15 protein-coding genes and 1 pseudogene are annotated in these 18,271 nt (G+C 63.7%); 15 read left to right on the top strand and 1 reads right to left on the bottom strand.

The genetic code is table 11. The annotated features are described in order from the left end of the window. Window positions 1-49: 49 nt before the first annotated feature. Genes GJ700_RS14570 through GJ700_RS14560 form a run of 3 tightly spaced genes read left to right on the top strand, consistent with a single transcriptional unit; the run spans window position 50 to window position 2,756 of the window. The gene (locus GJ700_RS14570; RefSeq protein ID WP_154374995.1) at window positions 50-775 is read left to right on the top strand and encodes a sensor histidine kinase; all 726 of its coding nucleotides are present in this window, start codon (window positions 50-52) and stop codon (window positions 773-775) included. A 35-nt stretch (window positions 776-810) separates the two neighbouring features. Continuing rightward, a complete protein-coding gene (locus tag GJ700_RS14565) occupies window positions 811-2,490 on the top strand; it encodes a tetratricopeptide repeat protein (protein ID WP_371867963.1) in 1,680 nt (559 codons plus the stop codon). Between the two features lie 50 nt (window positions 2,491-2,540). Beyond that, on the top strand, window positions 2,541-2,756 hold the full coding sequence (locus GJ700_RS14560; RefSeq protein ID WP_154374993.1) for a hypothetical protein: 216 nt from the start codon (window positions 2,541-2,543) through the stop codon (window positions 2,754-2,756). Window positions 2,757-2,823: 67 nt separating this feature from the next. Here GJ700_RS14560 and GJ700_RS14555 read toward each other — a convergent pair whose 3' ends face one another. Beyond that, window positions 2,824-3,666 carry a PhaM family polyhydroxyalkanoate granule multifunctional regulatory protein gene (locus tag GJ700_RS14555; protein ID WP_154374991.1) on the bottom strand — a complete coding sequence of 281 codons (843 nt, stop codon included), beginning with the start codon at window positions 3,664-3,666 and terminating at the stop codon, window positions 2,824-2,826. 182 nt (window positions 3,667-3,848) lie between these two features. On the opposite strand from GJ700_RS14555, the gene GJ700_RS14550 reads away from it, so the two are divergent. The 12 genes and pseudogenes from GJ700_RS14550 to GJ700_RS14495 all read left to right on the top strand — a co-directional run bounded on the left by GJ700_RS14550 (window position 3,849) and on the right by GJ700_RS14495 (window position 18,246). After that, window positions 3,849-4,358 (top strand): rhodanese-like domain-containing protein, encoded by a 510-nt coding sequence (locus tag GJ700_RS14550; protein ID WP_154374989.1) that lies wholly within the window; start codon window positions 3,849-3,851, stop codon window positions 4,356-4,358. Between the two features lie 12 nt (window positions 4,359-4,370). Then, window positions 4,371-5,342, top strand: coding sequence for a serine O-acetyltransferase EpsC (epsC, locus tag GJ700_RS14545; protein WP_154374987.1), 972 nt, complete (start codon window positions 4,371-4,373; stop codon window positions 5,340-5,342). Between the two features lie 7 nt (window positions 5,343-5,349). After that, window positions 5,350-5,580, top strand: a complete 231-nt coding sequence (locus tag GJ700_RS14540) for a helix-turn-helix domain-containing protein (protein WP_229507010.1) — start codon at window positions 5,350-5,352, stop codon at window positions 5,578-5,580. Between the two features lie 97 nt (window positions 5,581-5,677). After that, the gene (locus tag GJ700_RS14535; RefSeq protein ID WP_154374983.1) at window positions 5,678-6,607 is read left to right on the top strand and encodes a family 2A encapsulin nanocompartment shell protein; all 930 of its coding nucleotides are present in this window, start codon (window positions 5,678-5,680) and stop codon (window positions 6,605-6,607) included. Further along, window positions 6,582-8,489, top strand: a complete 1,908-nt coding sequence (locus tag GJ700_RS14530) for a family 2A encapsulin nanocompartment cargo protein cysteine desulfurase (protein ID WP_154374981.1) — start codon at window positions 6,582-6,584, stop codon at window positions 8,487-8,489. The genes GJ700_RS14535 and GJ700_RS14530 overlap by 26 nt, the downstream gene beginning before the upstream one ends. Before the next feature lie 128 nt (window positions 8,490-8,617). Beyond that, on the top strand, window positions 8,618-9,679 hold the full coding sequence (locus GJ700_RS14525; protein ID WP_371867959.1) for a DUF3108 domain-containing protein: 1,062 nt from the start codon (window positions 8,618-8,620) through the stop codon (window positions 9,677-9,679). 7 nt (window positions 9,680-9,686) lie between these two features. Beyond that, a complete protein-coding gene (locus GJ700_RS14520) occupies window positions 9,687-10,436 on the top strand; it encodes a DUF3108 domain-containing protein (protein WP_371867962.1) in 750 nt (249 codons plus the stop codon). A gap of 131 nt (window positions 10,437-10,567) precedes the next feature. Then, on the top strand, window positions 10,568-12,067 hold the full coding sequence (locus tag GJ700_RS14515) for a hypothetical protein (RefSeq protein ID WP_229507009.1): 1,500 nt from the start codon (window positions 10,568-10,570) through the stop codon (window positions 12,065-12,067). After that, window positions 12,060-12,755, top strand: a pseudogene (locus GJ700_RS14510) (hypothetical protein); the annotation flags it as partial. The gene GJ700_RS14515 and the pseudogene GJ700_RS14510, both read left to right, overlap by 8 nt. Window positions 12,756-13,226: 471 nt before the next feature. Continuing rightward, window positions 13,227-16,052 (top strand): ATP-binding protein, encoded by a 2,826-nt coding sequence (locus tag GJ700_RS14505; protein ID WP_154374975.1) that lies wholly within the window; start codon window positions 13,227-13,229, stop codon window positions 16,050-16,052. Window positions 16,053-16,148: 96 nt separating this feature from the next. After that, the gene (locus tag GJ700_RS14500; protein ID WP_154374973.1) at window positions 16,149-17,585 is read left to right on the top strand and encodes a diguanylate cyclase domain-containing protein; all 1,437 of its coding nucleotides are present in this window, start codon (window positions 16,149-16,151) and stop codon (window positions 17,583-17,585) included. 166 nt (window positions 17,586-17,751) lie between these two features. Next, complete coding sequence (locus GJ700_RS14495) at window positions 17,752-18,246, top strand: porin family protein (RefSeq protein WP_154374971.1); 495 nt, start codon at window positions 17,752-17,754, stop codon at window positions 18,244-18,246. The last annotated feature ends 25 nt before the right edge of the window (window positions 18,247-18,271 follow it).

Genomic DNA, 18,271 nt, shown 5'->3' with positions numbered 1-18,271 from the left:
CGCTCTCGGTATAATGCCTGATCAGTATTGAAGCCCGGAGCGTAACTGAATGGAAGACCAAGCGGAAGATCGAGAAGGTGCACCCGAGCTGTTCCTGTTCCTGGCATCCACCGCGCACGACATGAAAAATTCGATCAGCGTCCTGACCGGCACGCTGGAAGGATTGCTTGGCGGCGCTGATAACAAGGACGCCAACCATCCCGCATATCCGCAACTGGCGCAAATGCTCTACCAGACCAAGCGCCTCAACGATAACCTGATCCAGTTGCTGGCGCTCTACAAGCAAGTCGGCAAGCCGGAATACCCGTTCGACCCACGGCCACAGCACATTGGCGAACTGGTGCAGCAAGTGGCGTCGCAGGCGAAAGTCTTGCTGGAATCCAAGAAAATCATCCTGCAAGCCGATTTCCCCCAGGATATGGTGTGGACGTTCGATGAAGACCTCATCATTGGCATGTTGACGCAAGCCATCAATAACGCGGTGCGCTACACGCACGACACGATACGCATTGCCGTCGCGGAAAAAGATGGATTGCTGGAAATCCGCGTGGAAGACAATGGCGCCGGCTTCCCGCAATCGATGATCGATGCGGGTGTCTCGGCCATGAGCGGCATCACGGCCGGCGTGAATTTCATGACCAATAGCAGCGGCCTGGGCCTGTACTTTGCCAGCGAAGTGGCGAAGATGCACAAATACCGCCAGCGCACCGGCAGCATCCGCCTGGAAAACGGCGGCCAGCTGGGTGGCGGCGCCTTCGTGGTGAGTTTGCCGTGAATCATGCACTGACCAATGCGCTGCATCCCGCCGCCGTGGCGGCGGCTGCGGCCAATATCGACTGGACGGAAAAGCGCTACCTCATCGTCGATGACTTTGTCGGCATCCGCCAGTTGTTGCGCGAAACCTTGCGCAACCTGGGCGCCAAGCACTTCGACCAGGCCGCGAGCGGCGGCGAAGCCATGACCATGCTGAGCAAGACGCTGTATGACGTCGTGCTGTGCGATTTCAACCTCGGCGACGGCAAGAATGGCCAGCAAGTGCTGGAAGAGTGCCGCATCCGCAATTTGCTGACGCCGTCCAGCGTGTTCTTGATGGTGTCGGCGGAAAAAAGCGTGGAATCCGTCATGGGCGCGGCCGAGCAGCAGCCCGACGCCTACATCATCAAGCCCATCACGGAAGGCGTATTGCTGACGCGCTTGAACCGCGTGTGGCAAAAAAAGCAGATCTTTCGCGAAATCGACCAGGCTTTCGTGGAAAAGGATTACCTGCGCGCCGCCAAGCTGTGTGACGACCAGATCGCCGTGCACAAGCTGCACGCCATCGATTTGCTGCGCATGAAGGCGACCCTGTTGCTGAAAGCCGGCGAGCCGGAAAAAGCCCGCGCCGTGTATGAGCAGGTGCTGGACGACCGCGATTACAACTGGGCCCGCACGGGCCTGGGCAAGATCCGCATGAATAATGGCGACCACGAAGCGGCGCGCCAGATGTTCCAGGGCGTGATAGCGGAAAACCGCTTTTACATCGACGCCTACGACCAGCTGGCCACCGCGTATCAATTGATGGGCAAGCTGGAAGAATCGTGCGACGTGCTGGAAAAGGCCGCCAAGCTGTCGCCCAATTCCGTGGTGCGGCAGCGCCGCCTCGGCCTGGCGGCGCTCAAGCTGGGCAATATCCCGCTGGCGGAACGGGCGTTCCGCAAGTGCATCGCGATTGGCGAATATTCCGTGATGAAGACGGTCGATGCCTATTTCGGCCTGGCGCGGATTTGCGGCCAGAAAAACGATGCCAAGGAAGCGCTGCAAGTGCTGGGCATGGCGCAGCGCGAGTTCACCGGCGAACTGGTGCAACTGCGCGCCAAAATCACGGAAGGGTTGGTATACCACGAGAGTGGCGATTACCGCCGCGCCCGCAAGACGGGCGACGAACTCGAGGAAATGCTGAACGAGGATCCGGAGCGCCCGGACACGCCGACCTGCATGGAACTGGCGACGCTGCTGTTTGCGGTGGGCGTCAAGGATGCGCCGGTGGACTTGCTGTGCTACGTGATCCGGAACAACCACGACAACATGGTGTTGCTGGACGAAGTGCAGGAAATCTTCGAGAAAGCCCGCATGGGAGAAGAGGGCGCCGAGCTGATCAAGTCGGCCCGCAAGGAAGCGGCCGACATGATGAACAAAGGCGTGCTGTTGTGGAAGACTGGCAAGTTGCCCGAAGCCGTGGCGTGGATGCGCACGGCGCGCGAAGCACTGCCGAACAACATGCGTATCCTGTTCAACTCGGCCCAGATCCTGATTTCGCACATGCAGCAGCATGGCTACAACCGCGACTTGATGGATGAAGCCAACGGCGTGCTGATGCACGTCGATCACATCGCCCCGGGCCAGCAGCGCTTTGCGCAATTGATCGAACAACTGGCGTTGCTGATGCCCCGCAAGGATCCGCCACCGATCGAGAACTTCGGCTTCGACGAGGAGGGCGGGGAACAAGGCTGACGGATTAAACCTGGCTGTGCAATGTAGTACTAGAAAAAGGAGACATACATATGCGCGACATTGCCAAGGAAGTGTACGGCAAGATGAAAATCGGTGCGGCGGCGTGGATACGCCCGGTCAGCGCCAAGGGGGACACCATAGCCACGTTCCAGTCCGCGTACGACAACGCGAAACTGCTGGCCGATGAAGGCTTGATTCAAATCGTGAAGGTGCAGCGGCAGGAAGATGGGTTGATCGAGGCGATCCGTATCCAGCGGCTGGCATAGCCGAGCCGCGATTCCGTAGGGCGGTTTTCGCCAAAGGCGAAAGCCGCCGTACGGAATGAGGGCCAACTTATTTTGCTACCGTCTTGGCGGCTTTTTTTGCGGCAGGCTTGCGCGCAGGTTTCCTGGCGGCCGCCTCGTCCTTCGCGGCCGACGCCAGCGGAGTGCTGGCCGTCGCCGCCGCGGCAGCCTTGCTGAGCGGCTTGGTGGCCGCCTGTGTCGCCGCCTGGGCAAACTTGGTGGCCGCTTCCGTGGCGCGTGCTGCCGCGCCCGTCACCGCTTCGGCCGACATCGCGCCCGTCACGGCTTGCTTGAACTGTTCCTGCAGCAAATTCCACCAGACCGATGGATTGGCCAGTCCCGCCGCCGCCATCGCATCATTGGCGCCGGCCGGCGCCTGCGTCGGCGCGGCGGCCGCCGCAGCTTCCGGCGCTGCGGTGGCAGCCGGCGCTTCCGTCGGCGCTGCCGCTTTCACTTCCGGCCTGGCCGCAAACGGGTTGTCAGGCTTGGCTTCCTTCGGTGCAGGTCCCGGCGCGGCCGGCTGCAGCGCTTCCGCCGCATGCTGGAAAAATGCGGAAGCGTAAGGAATCGATTCAAACAGGGATTTGGTATCTTTTTCGCCCGGCTGCTGCACGGCAGTGGCCAGCGATTTGCCCATCGACTTCAAGGTGGCGATGGTGTTGCGCTGGACTTCCAGCGCCTGGATGCTGCCGCGAACCATGCTGGAATTCAAGTTCAGCCACGCCTCGACGGCCTTCAAATCGTTGATTTTCTTGTCCAGCTCGTCGACGGACAGCGTGGGCGCGGCAATGCCGGGCACGACGCCCATGCTGCCCCACAGGTTCTTCACGAAATCCAGCGTATCCGTCATGACAGCAGCGCCCGGAATGGTGGGCATTTGCGGTAAAGCCATAGCTAATCTCCTCTCGAACAGGTGAGCTAGCGTAGCAGATAACGTGCCCTGCTCATAGCTATAGCTGGCGCGATATGTCATTTTCGACTTTGTATCCGCTATTAAATTCGTTTTAGCAGCGCCGCGACTTCGATAAATTGGTGGCCATAGACAGCACTCACCAGCCATATCGAAAGGACGCCATGAGCACCGCACCGAGTTTCGCGCAAGCCGCCGTTGCCACCGGCAACGGCAATCTCCTCAACGCCGACGATCCGGCCCTGCAGCAAGCCCGCGCCGACGCGCAGGCGGCGGGGCTGCCGTTCGCCGGGACCATTTCGCCGCAGGATGCCTGGCGCCTGGCGCAATCCGGTGACGTCTTGCTGGTCGATGTGCGCAGCAATGAAGAGCGCGTCTTCGTGGGCCGCGTGCCGGAAGCGCTGCACGTGACCTGGGCATCCGGCACCGCGCTGACGCGCAACCCGCGCTTCGTGCGTGAACTGGAAGCCAAGGCCGGCGGCAAGGACGCCGTGCTGGTGCTGCTGTGCCGTAGCGGCTTCCGCTCGGGCGCGGCGGCCGAAGCGGCCACCAAGGCCGGCTTTGCCAGCGTATTCAATGTGGAGCAGGGCTTTGAAGGCGATCTCGATGACGCGGGCCAGCGGGGACACCGTGGCGGCTGGCGCTGGCACGGTTTGCCATGGGTACAGGATTAAGGGAGCGCCACGATGAATGACCGCGTACTGACTTCCGCCATTCCCGCCGCCGCCCTGGGCAATACGCCACACTGGGAACTGGGACCGATCGTCGATGAATTGCGCCAGGTGCGCACCGTCTGGCGCCAGGCGCGCCTGCGCAACCAGGAGTGCGGCGGCCGCGAATTCCCGTCCCGCCAGCGCTTGCGCGACGTGCTGCAATTGCTGTGCGCCGCGCTGTTCCCGATGCGCCTGGGGCCTGCGGACTTGCGCCAGGAAAGCGAGGATTTCTTTGTCGGCCACACGCTCGATACGGCGCTGACGGGATTGCACGAACAGATCCGGCGCGAACTGGCCTATAACGCGCGCCACGATGCGCCCCGCAAGGCCGGCGTGACGGAGCAGCGGGCCTACGACATCGTGCAGCGCTTTGCGCGCAGCCTGCCTGCCATCCGCGCCCTGCTCGATACGGACGTGGAGGCGGCCTACCACGGCGACCCGGCCGCGCTCAGCGTCGATGAAGTGCTGCTGTGCTATCCAGGTATCCTGGCCATCATCCACCATCGCCTGGCGCACACGCTGTATGCGCTGGGCGCGCCGCTGGTGGCCCGCATCATCGCGGAACTGGCGCACTCGGAAACCGGCATCGATATCCACCCGGGCGCCAGCATCGGCGCCAGTTTCTTTATCGACCATGGCACCGGTGTCGTGATCGGCGAGACCGCAATCATCGGCGAGCGGGTGCGCATCTATCAGGCGGTCACGCTGGGTGCGAAGCGTTTCCCCACCGACGATACGGGGGCCCTGCAAAAAGGCTTGCCGCGCCACCCGGTGGTGGAAGACGACGTGGTGATTTATGCGGGCGCCACCATCCTGGGCCGGGTCACGATCGGCAAGGGTTCCGTCATCGGTGGCAATGTGTGGCTGACGCGCGGCGTCGCGGCGGGCAGCACCATCACCCAGGCCGATGCGCAGCCGGAAGGCGGCCCCGCCGCCAGCCTGTGAGGACACCATGCTGACACGTGAATTCGGACTGGCGATCCGCCGCTTGCGCGAAGCGCGCGGCTGGTCGCAGGAGCGGCTGGCGGAAGCTGCCGACATGAACCGTTCGTACATCGGTGAAGTCGAACGGGGCGCGGCCATCCCGTCGCTGGTCACCATCGACAAGCTGGCCGCCGCGCTGGGCACGTCCGCTTCCGGCGTGCTGGCCCATTGCGAACTGGCGCTGGCGGAGGCGCTGTAAGTTGGTGGCTATAGCATGTTGAACGATGGTATGGCTGAGCTGATACTGGATGCGGTTTCCTTATAACGTTATTCACTCAGCTCATTAGGAGTTCAGCATGACCGCCGTACCAGACAGCCAGTTGGCGCTTGGCGACAACGCAGCGCGCCAGTTGGCCAACGCCACCAAGACCGTCCCCCAGTTATCCACCATCACGCCACGCTGGCTGGTGCACCTGCTGCAATGGCTGCCCGTCGAAGCAGGTATCTACCGCCTCAACAAGGTCAAGAATCCGCGCGACGTACGCGTGGCCTGCGCGCAGCGCGACGAATCGGAATTGCCGCAAACCTTCGTCGACTATGACGAACAGCCGCGCGAATATTTCCTCAATGCCGTGTCCACCGTGCTGGATGTGCATACCCGCGTGTCGGACTTGTACAGCAGCCCGCACGACCAGATCAAGGAACAGTTGCGCCTGACGATCGAGACCATCAAGGAGCGCCAGGAAAGCGAACTGATTAACAATCCCGATTACGGCTTGCTGGCCAACGTGCACGACGACCAGCGCATCTTCCCGCTGACGGGCGCGCCGACACCGGACGACATGGATGAATTGCTGACCAAGGTGTGGAAGGAGCCGGGTTTCTTCCTCGCACACCCGCTGGCGATTGCCGCCTTTGGCCGTGAATGCACGCGCCGCGGCGTGCCGCCGCCGACCGTCAGCCTGTTCGGTTCCCAGTTCCTCACGTGGCGCGGCGTGCCGCTGGTGCCGTCCGACAAATTGCCGATCGAGGATGGCAAGACCAAGATCCTGCTGCTGCGCGTGGGCGAACAGCGCCAGGGCGTGGTGGGCTTGTTCCAGCCGGGCCTGGCGGGCGAGCAAAGCCCGGGCCTGTCGGTGCGCTTCATGGGCATCAACCGCAATGCGATTTCGTCGTACCTGATTTCGCTGTATTGCTCGCTGGCCGTGCTGACGGACGACGCGGTGGCGGTGCTGGAAGATGTGGAGATCGGTAAATACCATGACTATCCAGACACCTACAAATAACCCCGCTCCGGCGCACGTTCCTGACGAAGCCTTGCTGAACCGCCTGGCGGGCGAACTGTTTGCGCAGTGGCCGGGCGCGGCGGGCATCGCGGCCGGATTGGTGGGCGGACAATCGCCGTCCGCTCCGGCGGCGTCGCCTGCCATCGTATCTGCGCCGCGACCGCATGGTGTCCCGGGTGCACAGGGCGTCGCGCCGTCAGTGCACGCGGCGCCGGCCGCATCGCCGGCGGGGCAGGGCGTGACGCCGGTGGTCGCGCCGGCAGGTGCGCCGGCGCATGGTTCGCCGCAGTCGTCGCACCTTGCGCCGCAAGCGTCCGCGCCGTATGCCGCCGCGCTGCCGCAAATCGACCGTCCATCTCCGCCATCCGGCGCCCCTTCGGCGCCGTATTACTTTATCGGCGAAGCCAGTTACCAGCCGCTGTCGCGCGCCAGCGGTCTCGATGCGCTGGCGCAGCAAGCCACGCGCGCCGACGACCGCGTGACGGCGCAGGCTTTCGCCTTGCCGGGTGTCGACGATTTGCGCCGCCTGCTGACGGGCGGCCGCTCGTTCGCGGAACCGGCGCCGGCCATCCAGCCCGCCATCCAGCCGGCGCAGCCCGCCTACTATTTCGAACAGGGCGGCAACGCGCCACAGCAGCAGCGCCCGCAGTGGCAGGGGCATCCCGCCTTTGACGTCAATGCCGTACGGCGCGACTTCCCCATCCTGGCGGAACGGGTCAATGGCAAGCCGCTGGCATGGTTCGACAACGCGGCCACCACGCACAAGCCGCAAGCCGTGATCGACCGTCTCGCGTATTTCTACGCGCATGAGAATTCGAACATCCACCGCGCCGCCCACGAACTGGCGGCGCGCGCCACCGATGCGTACGAAGGTGCGCGCAACAAAGTGGCGCGCTTCCTCGGCGCGGCCGGCCCGAATGAAATCATCTTCGTGCGCGGCGCAACCGAAGCCATCAACCTGGTGGCGCAAACGTTCGGCCAGCAATGCATTGGCGCCGGCGATGAAATCATCGTGTCGCACCTGGAGCACCACGCCAACATCGTGCCGTGGCAGCAACTGGCGGCGGAAAAGGGCGCGCGGCTGCGGGTGATCCCGGTCGACGACAGCGGCCAGATCCTGCTGGACGACTATGCGAAGCTGCTCAATCCGCGCACCAGGCTGGTGGCGGTCACGCAAGTGTCGAATGCGCTGGGAACGGTGACGCCGGTGGCCGATATCGTGGCCATGGCGCACCGGGTGGGTGCGCGCGTGCTGGTCGATGGCGCGCAGGCCGTATCGCACATGCGGGTCGACGTGCAGGCGCTGGATGCGGACTTTTATGTCTTCTCCGGCCACAAGGTATTCGGCCCGACCGGCATCGGCGTGGTCTATGGCAAGGCGGACCTGCTGGCGCAACTGCCGCCATGGCAGGGCGGCGGCAACATGATTGCCGACGTGACGTTCGAGCGCACCGTCTATCACGCGCCGCCGACCCGCTTTGAAGCGGGAACCGGCAATATTGCCGATGCCGTGGGACTGGGCGCCGCGCTCGATTACCTGGAGCGGCTGGGACTGGACAACGTGGCGTATTACGAAACCGCGTTGCTGGACTATGCGACGGCGCATTTGCGGGCGATCCCCGGTGTGCGCCTGATCGGCACCGCGCGCGACAAGGCCAGCGTGGCCTCGTTCGTCCTGGCGGGTTACCAGACCGAGGAAGTGGGCAAGGCGCTGAACCAGGAAGGCATCGCCGTGCGCACGGGCCACCACTGCGCGCAGCCGATTTTGCGCCGCTTCGGCGTGGAAGCCACCGTGCGGCCATCTTTCGCGTTTTACAACACTTGCGAGGAAATCGACCGCATGATCGCGGTGGTACGCCGCCTCGCGGGCGCCCGCCGCTGAAGCGTCCCGGCAGGGAAGCGTCGCCACCGTGTCAGCGGCGGGGACGCTTCCCGCGTTACACTAGCGCCATGACGCTAGTTGCTTCCCTTTCCCGCCGCCGCCGTGTGTTCGCCTTATGCGCGGCCACTGTGGCGCTCCATTTCGTCACCATCGACTGGCTGGGCTCCCGCCTTGGCGCGCAGCCTGCCATATCGCAAAAGCCTTCCGTGGCGACGGTACGCTTGCCGCTGCCGGAGAAAAAAGGCAGCAATACGCCGCCGCCCGACATCGCGCCGGAAGCGCCGGCAGCCGTGCCGCCACACCCGCGCAAGGCGCGGCCCTTGCCGTTGCCGCAACCGGATGCCGCTGCCGCGCTGCCGCCGGCCAGCAGCGCCGTGGCCGATCCGCTGGCTGGTATCGAACAGGCCGTGGCCGCGTTGCCAACACCGGAAATTGCACCGGAACCCGCGCCGCCGGTGGTGCAGGCCGAAGCCGGCAACAAGGAACAGCAGGGCACGTCGCTGGAGCAGGCCAGCACGCGCCGTTATAAAGTCAACATCCCGCCATCGGCCGAATTCGACCTGGAACTCACGCGCACGGACGCGAAAGGCGCGAACTGGAGCGCGTCCGGCAAGATGGTGTGGCAGACCGATGGCAGCACGTACAAGGTCAGCGTGGAAGCGGGCCTGTCGATGCTGGTCACGCGCGTCAACGTGCTGGAGTTGAACAGCGAAGGTGAAATCGACGACGCGGGTATCGCGCCGAACAAGTTCACGGAAAAGCGGCGCGGCCGCTCGCTGACGGCCACGCATTTCCAGCGCGGCGAAGGGCGCATCACGTTTTCCGCCAGTGAGCGCAGTTACCCGCTGCTGACCGGTGCGCAAGACCGCGCCACCATTCCATTCCAGCTGGCCGCCATTGGCCGCGCCAATGTCAACCAGTTTGGCGGCGATATCGACATCCTCGTCGGCGACAACCGCGATGCGGCGATTTACCGCTTCCAGCTGGTGGGTGAAGAAGAAATCGACACGAAAATGGGCCGCATCGTTACGTGGCACCTGGCGCGGCCGCCGAAACCGGGCTCGTATTCCGCCCGGCTCGATATCTGGCTGGCGCCATCGCTGCAGTGGTTCCCTGTACAAATACGCAATACGGAGGCCAACGGTGCGCTGACGACGCAAACCGTCAGCAAAATCTCGATGGCTAAATAAGGCAATGATGAATAAACGAATTTTCCTCAGCTCCGCCGTGGTGGCGCTGTCCGCCATTGTGGCTCCGGCGTGGGCCGCCGACAGCCACCCGAGCGCCAAGCGTGCCTTCAGCCTGCCGCCGCAGGCCGACCTGGTGTATTCCATCAAGGCGCGCCAGCGCAGCATCACCATCAATGGCGACGCCACCGTGCAGTGGCGCCATGGCGACGGCAAATACAGCCTGCACACGGTCAGCCATGCCGGCTTGTTCGGCAAAATCCTGGAAAACCACAGCGAAGGCGACATCGACGATTACGGCCTGGCCCCGGAGACGTTCCACGAAAAGCGTTTCCGCAAGGAACCCACGACAGCCACCTTCCACCGCGACAGCAAGACCATCACGTTCAGCAAAGGCGACGAGAGTTACCCGATCAAGGGCGGCGAGCAGGACCGCACCAGTGCACCGTGGCAATTGGTGGCCAATGCGCGCAGCGCGCCCGAGAAATTCACGCCGGGCTCGCAATGGGCGTATTTCGTGGCCGGACGGCGCGACGCGGAACCGTGGGTATTCAAGACTGTCGGCAAGGAAACCGTGCAAACGGGCGCCGGCACGGTGGATGCCGTGCACTTCGTGAAATCGCCACCGAAAAGCGACGCCAGCCAGCAAGTCGACCTGTGGCTGGCGCCGGGGCTGGACTGGTTCCCCGTGCGTATCCGCTTCGTCGATGACGATGGCGATTATGTCGACCAGTTGCTGGAAAAGGTGGTGAAGAAATAAGGAGGGCGCTACGCCCCGTGTTGTACGGATTGCCTTTGATTTCAGCAGCTTAGCTTTCGGAACTGCTATACTGACGCCCCTCCGCGAGCATTGCCTTTGCGGTGTGATAAAAATGGCAACTCCGGATCAGCATGAACGACATATTGGCAAACGTGGCCCTGGCGATGGAAGCGGGAGCCGAAGTGAACACTGCGGTAAATCCCTCTGAGCAAGAGCAGAACGATGCGCTGCAGGCGCACTTCCAGCCCCATATCGCGGCGGATGAGATCGAACAGGTTTACCACCTGAAGCGCGCGCAGCCGCTGCTGCAAGTGTTCACGGCCCTGTTCCACGGCGGCTTCGAAGGCGTCCTGGTGCGCCTCTTGGTGCTGCGCGAACTGGCGGCCGACACCAGCGTGTCGTCGTTCACCCGCGCCGACATCAATACCCGCCTCGCTTACCTGTTGCCGGAAAGCCTGGAAACCGTGTTGATGCGCCTGCGCTCGAACCAGCTGCTGGCATGGGATGCGCAGCAGGGCGTCTACCGCGTGACGCCGATGGCGCGCAACGTGCTGTCGGCCATCGACAGCCTGCTGAACCTGGGCAAGGAAGACGACGACGTGGAAATGGGCTTCCTGCTGTCGCAGGTGGCCGGCGCCCAGGCCGTGGGTGGCGTTACCGCCGAGCAGTTGCAGCATTTGCTGGGCCGGCTGGTGGAATTGACGGAAGAATTCCGCGACGCCATCGCCTCCGGCTCGGAATTCCGCCTGCGCGAATCGCAGGCCAAGTGGCACATGGCGTGCGACTGGGTGGAAAAGGGTTCGGAAATCCTGCGCGCCATCACGTCCGATGAAAATGCGGATGCGTCCACGCACCGCGTGGCGCAGGCCATCGGCCGCGCCCAGAGCGCGCTGCTGAACATGCAGGGCATGTTCTCGCGCGCGCTGAACCAGATCGAGCGCCAGCGCGTGCACCTGGGCCAGTCCGGCCTGTCCACCACGGACATCAAGCGCTGGTTGCTGGAACATGAGGATTTGGCCCAGCTGGCGGTCGGCGCCATCGACCAGCCGGTGGTGCCGCTGTTTATCACCCCTGCTGAAATGATCGACGTGGCTGAAACCGAATTGCTGTCCGACCGTGCCGGCAACAACCTGCAAAACGGCTTGCCGACCGGTGAAGACGCGCCGACCACGATCAACGACAACCCTGCCATGCAGCAGGAATTGAATGACTGGATCGCGCGCCTGTCCGATTTCGCGGCGCTGGGCAATTTCCCCAGCGTGGCCGAGGAAGCGCCGAAATCCGTCCAGGTGCACGAATCCGTGCTGCCGGCCAGCTTTGCCGTCGCATCGTACCGCGCGTCGATGCTGCCGTTGCTGGGCGACGCCGCCGAAGCGAACCTGCAAGGCGCCACCGCCGAACTGGCGCGCCTGCCCGTGACGTTCACGCCGACCGATGACCTGGTGCAGCTGGACGATCCGGAAGTGGCGGCCATGTCGATCGCGACCTTGTCGCTGAATGTTCAGCAAGACCCCGCACTGAGCACGAGCCAGCTCGAACATATGGCAGAAGCGGCCCGGAAGATGGCAGCCCTGTCGCAAACCATGGACCTGGCCGTGGGCAAACAAGAGAACCAAGAAGACAATGAGTGACGATTCCCAGATCCTGATTTCGCGCCTGCTGACGCACCAGACCCTGCGCCGCGACGACCGCCTGGTCAAGCGCGCGCTGTCGGATGAACTGTTCCGCGCCGAAGTGGACCAGCGCTTGCTGGCCTGCGGCATGCGCCTGCTCGACAACGTGTATGCGGACCACGTGACCCTGGCGCTGACGCGCGAGATCGAACCGAAAGTGTTCGGCGCCAAGGACGTATGGCAAAACAATAACTTCGGCCTGGCGCGCGATGGCGTGGCCTTGCTGGTGGTGCTGTGGGCGCAAATCATTTTGCCCAAGCGCGAACGCCAGGAAACCCACCAGCATGCGGACGATGACCAGAACGACATGTTCGGCGTCGACAAGCCGCTGCCCCGTGCGGAAGACACGTCGATCGGCATCCCGTACAAGGCGCTGCTGGCGGACTTCGGCGACAAGCTGGGACGCAAGACCCGCATGGACATGAACCTGGGCATCCTGTCGAAGCTGGGGTTCATCGAGCGCCGCGGCGAAGTGATCTTCGAAGGCCCGCTGCTGGACCTGGTGATGGACACCGACATGCTGAAGGAGCGCATCGTCAACGGCGCGTTGGCGGACGTGTTCAAGCGCCGCCCGACGCAGGTGGTGCATATTCCGCGCGCGGCATTGGCGCAACAAGCGGCGACCGCCGTGGCGGCGGAGGAAGCGCTGGATACGGCTGTGGCGGAAGCGGTGGCCGATGCTAGCGCTGCGGCTGCGGCCGTGGCGGAGCCGGAAGTGGTGGCGGTAGCGGCGCCGGTGGTTGACGTGGAACCAGTGGCGGAGGCAGCGCCGGTGGCCAAGGCGGAACCGGAAGCGGATGCGCCGGTAGCTGATCCCGCCCCTGCAAGCGAGACTGCGCCGGACGCCGACATCGCTCCGGAGCCCGAGGCCGAACCGGTGGTAGAAGCTGCCCCGGTGGCTGAAGCCGCTCCAGTGGTAGAGGCTGAAACTGCGGTCGACGCTGCGCCAGCCGCAGCCGCGCCAGCTACCGAGTCGGAACCAGCGCCCACCGCCAAGCCGGCCAAGGCGCCAAAGGAACCCAAGGCCCCTAAAGCCTCGAAAGAACAGAAAGACGACGAGCTGCCGCCTGGCGTCAACCCGGCCTGGCCGTTCGAACAATTCAAGCGGAATTAAGCAATGTTTCATATCAAATCGCTGGAGCTGGTTCACTGGGATTACTGGCAGCGCATCAAGAATATTCCCCTCGACGCGAAAATCATCACCATCGCGGGTCAGAACGGTTCCGGCAAGACCACCTTGCTGGACGCCATGCGTACGCTGTTCGGTCTCGATTGCTCGATGGGGCGTACCTACAAGCACTACGCGCGCCACTCCGGCCAGCAGACCGCCTGGATCCGCTCCGTGGTCGACAACAGCCCGATGGGCCGCCAGCTGTCGAACCGCCCGTTCCGCAGCTCCGGTTTCTTTGCCGAAGATGAAGTGACGCTGTTCTGCCAGGTGCAGAAAAACGGCGGCGACTGGAAGCGCCAGTACCTGATGCGCCCGGGGAATGTGCAGATCGAAGAAGTCACCGACGCCACCGACTGGCTGGGCGTGGAAACCTACCGCAAACGCCTGGCGGCGGCGGGCCTGTCGCCGGCCATGGCGAAAGTGCTGGCGCTGGAGCAGGGCGAGACGGACAAGCTGTGCGAATATGCGCCGCGCCAGTTGCTGGACCTGGTGTTTTCCGTGTTCGGCGACAAGGAAGTGCTGGACGCCTACGATGAAGCCAAACGCCACCAGCGCGACACGGAACAGGAGCTGAAACGCTTCGAAGCGGAACTGGAAGGGTCGAAAACCAACCTGGAAGGCTTGCGCCTGCGCGTGGCCAATTACCACCAGTGGGAAGCGTTGAACCAGGAACGCCGCAACCTGCAGGAAGAAATCCTGCCGAACCTGGAATACCACGAGGCGCGCGAAAAAGCGGCCAACACCAGCCGCCAGTTGCGCGAAGCGCGCAAGCCGCTGTTGCAGGCCGACCAGCAACTGGCCGACAAGCGTTCGCAACTGGCGATCCAGGTCAACATGCTGCAGGAAGCGCAGCAGCATGAAACCGTGCTGGAACAGGAATCGACGGCGCTGCAAAGCAAGCTGGCCGCGCTCAATGCGAAACTGAAGCCGCTGGACAGCCTGCTGGAACAAAAGGCCCGCCTGCAAAAGCTGGCGGCCGATGCCGGCGCCGACATTGCGGAAGTGTCCGCGCAGCTGGAAACCAAGGAAGCGGAACTGGCCAGGCAAAAGGCCGCCCGCGAAGCCGTGACGACGCGCATTGCCGCCGACAAGGCCACCATCGCCGCGCTGCAAGGCAAGACCGCGATGCCGGAGCCGGACAATGTGCGCGCCATGCGCCGCGCCCTGAACGATGCCCATATCGGCCACGCGATGCTGTCCGATATCGTCGAAGTGACGGACCCGCGCTGGCAGGGCGCCGTGGAGGGTGTGTTGGGCGGCTATGCGTCTGTGGTGTTGCTGGACAAGCCGTCCGACGCGGCGGCGGCATACCGCCTGGCGGAGAAGGAGCGCTATCGCCACTTCATCGTGCCGGACTTGATCACGGCGCCGGAAACCAAGGGCGACAGCCTGATGTCGGTGGTGCGCTTCACGGACAAGGCGCCGGGCTGGCTGATCGAACAATTGATGCGCATTACCCGCGTGGACTCGGTGGAAGAGGGCGCGCGCATGGGCAATGTGGAAGAGTGGATAACGCCCGACGCGTACCACAAGGAACGCCGTGGCGGCCGCTCGCTGTTCGTGGAAGCGTCGCGCTACCGCTTTGGTTCCGCGGGCCGGACCCAGCGTATGGAAGCGCTGCTGAAAGGCATCCCGAACCTGGAAGCGCAGGAAGACGGCTATACGCTGGCGATCAGCAAACTGGCGTCGGAAGTATCGGCCCTGCGCGCGCGCCTGGCCGGCGTGGATGCTGCCAAGGAACTGACGGCCCGCATGGCGGAATTCGACGAGGCGGCGCACAGCGCGGTGCCGCTGCGCTCGGAGCGCCTGGAAGTCGGCGCCCGTCTGGGCGAACTGCAAGGCTTGATCAAGGATGCCACGGTGGCGCGCACCCGCGCCGACACCACGTGGCAAAACGCGCGCTTCAACCTGTCCGAACTGGAGGCGGGGCTGCGCATGAACCACAAGAAGGTGCTGGACCAGCGCTCCGACCATGCGAAAGCGCTGCTGGCGTTGCGGCGCCAGTGGAAGCACTTGCCGTCCGGCTGGCGCCGTCCGTCGCGCCGTGCGCGCCTGGTGCAGGAACACCAGAACACGCACCAGGTGGCGCTGCGTATCCACAGCCTGGAAAACAGCCTGGCGCGCGGCGACTGGGAACTGGACGCCACCGTGATCGACCAGTACACGCGCCTGAACGAGCAGTTGAAAGTGCGCGCGGATGAAACCGACGAGCGCCGCTACCAGAACAACCGCGCGATCGAAGCGACCACCAATGCCCGTGGCGCCTACATCGAGCGGCTGCGTTACACGATCAAGCAATATAGCAAGAACATCAAGGAACTGGGCGAGCTGGCCAACATCGACGTGACGACCGATCCCGTCAAGCTGGAAAACGACGATTTGCTGCTGGCGCAGGCCGGCCTGCACGTGCGTTTCAAGTTTGACGGCAAAGGCCCGATCGGCATGAACGACGGCGAAGCGTCCGGCGGCCAGCAGGTGATGAAATCGCTGGTGCTGCTGATCGGCCTGCTGAAATCGGAAGACGGTTCCGGCGGCTTCGTGTTCATCGACGAACCGTTTGCCCACCTGGATATCCGTAACATCCAGCTGGTCGGCGAATTCCTGAAGAACACCGACGCGCAGTACCTGATGACGACGCCGCTGACGCACAACACGGACGTGTACGACCCTTCCGAGCTGACGCTGATCACCAGCAAGAAGAAAAAAGACACGCAGTGGGCGCAGCCGATCTTCGTGCTGCAACGGCGCAGTGGCGATAAGGTTGCTGCATGATAGCCTTTCGCGTCCCGCTGACGGCGTGGTAAGCTGAAAGCGGGGCCGTCGTCGCGAACCAGTGTGGCCCCTACGCTAACCGTATGGAGGCAGACAGTGGAAGAGTCTCTGGCCGACATCCAGCGGCAGCTTGCCGCCAGCCGTGCCGAAGCGGCTGAATTGCGCCGCCAGAACGAGGTGCTGCGGCAGGAGCTCGATGAGCGCGTTGCGCTGGACGAGCACTTGGCCGGCGAGCGTGGCCTGCTGCGCACGCTGATCGACAACATGCCCGATCACATTTACGTGAAAGACCGCAGCGGGCGTTTCATTATCGCTAACGATGCGGCCGCGCGCGACATCGGCGTGGCGTCGCCGCAAGAGCTGGTCGGCAAGTCGGACCTGGAACTCTATCCCCTCGATTGTGGCCAGTGCTTCTTCACCGATGAACAGAACATCCTGCAATCGGGCCAACCGCTGATCGACCAGGTCGAGGAAAATATCAACCGGAATGGCGTGCGGCGTTGGTTCTCCACCACGAAATTTCCGTTTTACGATGCCGCCGGCACGCCGCAGGGCATCGTCGGCATTTCGCGGGACATCACGCAACGTATCGATGCGCTGGAAGCGGTGCGGCTGCGCAACCGCGCGATTGAATTGAGCGCGGACGGCATCGCCATTGCCGGCTGCACGCCCGGCATGCCGGTGCTGTATGTGAATCCCGCGTTCGAGCGCATTACCGGCTTTACGCAGGAAGAAGCGCAGCAGCGCGGCGTCGACGCGCTGCTGGACGACGAATCCGCAGCCGAAGGGGGCGATGGTTTGCGCGATGCGCTGCAACGGCAGCACGAAGGCCGGGCCGTGCTGCGCAGCTTGCGCAAGGACGGCGAAGCATTCTGGAGCGACACCCGGCTTGCCGTCGTGCGCGACCGCACCGGCAGCGCCACCCATTTCGTCTTTACCATCCGGGACATCAGCGAAGCGCGCCGCAACGAAGAACACATGGCGCTGCTGGCCACGCGCGATGCGCTGACCGGCTTGCCGAACCGGCGCGCGCTGATGGAGCGGCTGGCGCAGTCGATTTCCATGTGTGAACGCAACGGCACGCAACTGGTGGTGGCGTTCATCGACCTCGACCGCCTGAAGTACGTCAACGATACGTTTGGCCACGAGGCCGGCGACCTGATGCTGAAAACCGTGGCGGACCGCATGGGCGGTTGCGTGCGCAAATCCGATACGCTGGCCCGGCTGGGCGGCGATGAATTCGTCCTGGCCACGCTGCACCAGACGCCGGACCCTCCCGCCGGCTTGCGAGGGCTGGTGGACGGCATGCTGGCCAAGATCCAGGAAGTGCTGGCGTTGCCGCTGATGCTGGCGAGTGAACCATTCTGCATCACCTGCAGCATCGGCGTGGCGGTCTATGCGCAGGATGGCCACGATCCGGACATCCTGCTGAAACGCGCGGACGCCGCCATGTACGTCGCCAAGAAAGCGGGCCGCAACCGCGTGGCCTGGTATTCCCCGCCAACCGGTCCCACGCCGGCCGAGTGTCCATGACGCAGCGTGCCGCCGGCACGGACTACCGCATGCGATGCAAAAATTTATATGCGGGCGCAAATATCCCATGTGCAATCATTCAATTTGACCAACTATTATTTTTTTGATATCATTGCCGCCCGGCACTAACGGACGTCGTCAGTGCCATCACCAAGGAATACATGCAATGATCAAAAAAATCGCCGCCGCCGCTGCCCTGGCAGTTCTGGCCACCTCGACTTTCGCTGCTGAACCAGCGGGCGTTTACGCCGGCCTGGACGTGGGTTCGACCAAACTGGACGACCTGAGCGGCCGTAAAACCAGCTTCGGCGGCTTCGCCGGCTACCAATTCAACGACAACTTCGCCGTGGAAGCGGGCTACCGCCGCCTGGCCAAGTTCACGTACTTCGGCGCCGACGTCGACACCAAACAAGCCGCTGTCTCTGTGATCGGCGCCATTCCGGTCGCTTCCGGCGTCAAGGTGTTTGGCCGTCTCGGCTACAACCACCTGTCGGCCGATGCCTCCTACGCCGGCCGCAGCGCCAGCGATTCGACGTCGTCCGCCGTGTACGGCGTGGGCGCCAGCTTCGACGTCTCGCCAGTGGTGGCCGTGCGCGCCGAGTGGCAGCGTCCGAGCAGCGACTCGAACAACTTCAGCGTAGGCGTGTCGTACAAGTTCTAAGCGAACGCCGCGTTAAAAAGCCAGG

The organism is Pseudoduganella rivuli, from assembly GCF_009674485.1.
Taxonomy (GTDB): domain Bacteria; phylum Pseudomonadota; class Gammaproteobacteria; order Burkholderiales; family Burkholderiaceae_D; genus Rugamonas; species Rugamonas rivuli_B.
This window is presented reverse-complemented; position numbering and strand designations above follow the sequence as displayed.

Bases quoted from the DNA above. Each gene is read 5' to 3' on its own strand.
- GJ700_RS14505 (WP_154374975.1), top strand. From the start codon at position 13,227: ATGTTTCATATCAAATCGCTGGAGCTGGTTCACTGGGATTACTGGCAG.
- GJ700_RS14570 (WP_154374995.1), top strand. From the start codon at position 50: ATGGAAGACCAAGCGGAAGATCGAGAAGGTGCACCCGAGCTGTTCCTG.
- epsC (WP_154374987.1), top strand. From the start codon at position 4,371: ATGAATGACCGCGTACTGACTTCCGCCATTCCCGCCGCCGCCCTGGGC.
- GJ700_RS14530 (WP_154374981.1), top strand. From the start codon at position 6,582: ATGACTATCCAGACACCTACAAATAACCCCGCTCCGGCGCACGTTCCT.
- GJ700_RS14520 (WP_371867962.1), top strand. From the start codon at position 9,687: ATGAATAAACGAATTTTCCTCAGCTCCGCCGTGGTGGCGCTGTCCGCC.
- GJ700_RS14495 (WP_154374971.1), top strand. From the start codon at position 17,752: ATGATCAAAAAAATCGCCGCCGCCGCTGCCCTGGCAGTTCTGGCCACC.
- GJ700_RS14535 (WP_154374983.1), top strand. From the start codon at position 5,678: ATGACCGCCGTACCAGACAGCCAGTTGGCGCTTGGCGACAACGCAGCG.
- GJ700_RS14540 (WP_229507010.1), top strand. From the start codon at position 5,350: ATGCTGACACGTGAATTCGGACTGGCGATCCGCCGCTTGCGCGAAGCG.
- GJ700_RS14555 (WP_154374991.1), bottom strand. From the start codon at position 3,666: ATGGCTTTACCGCAAATGCCCACCATTCCGGGCGCTGCTGTCATGACG.
- GJ700_RS14515 (WP_229507009.1), top strand. From the start codon at position 10,568: ATGAACGACATATTGGCAAACGTGGCCCTGGCGATGGAAGCGGGAGCC.
- GJ700_RS14560 (WP_154374993.1), top strand. From the start codon at position 2,541: ATGCGCGACATTGCCAAGGAAGTGTACGGCAAGATGAAAATCGGTGCG.
- GJ700_RS14550 (WP_154374989.1), top strand. From the start codon at position 3,849: ATGAGCACCGCACCGAGTTTCGCGCAAGCCGCCGTTGCCACCGGCAAC.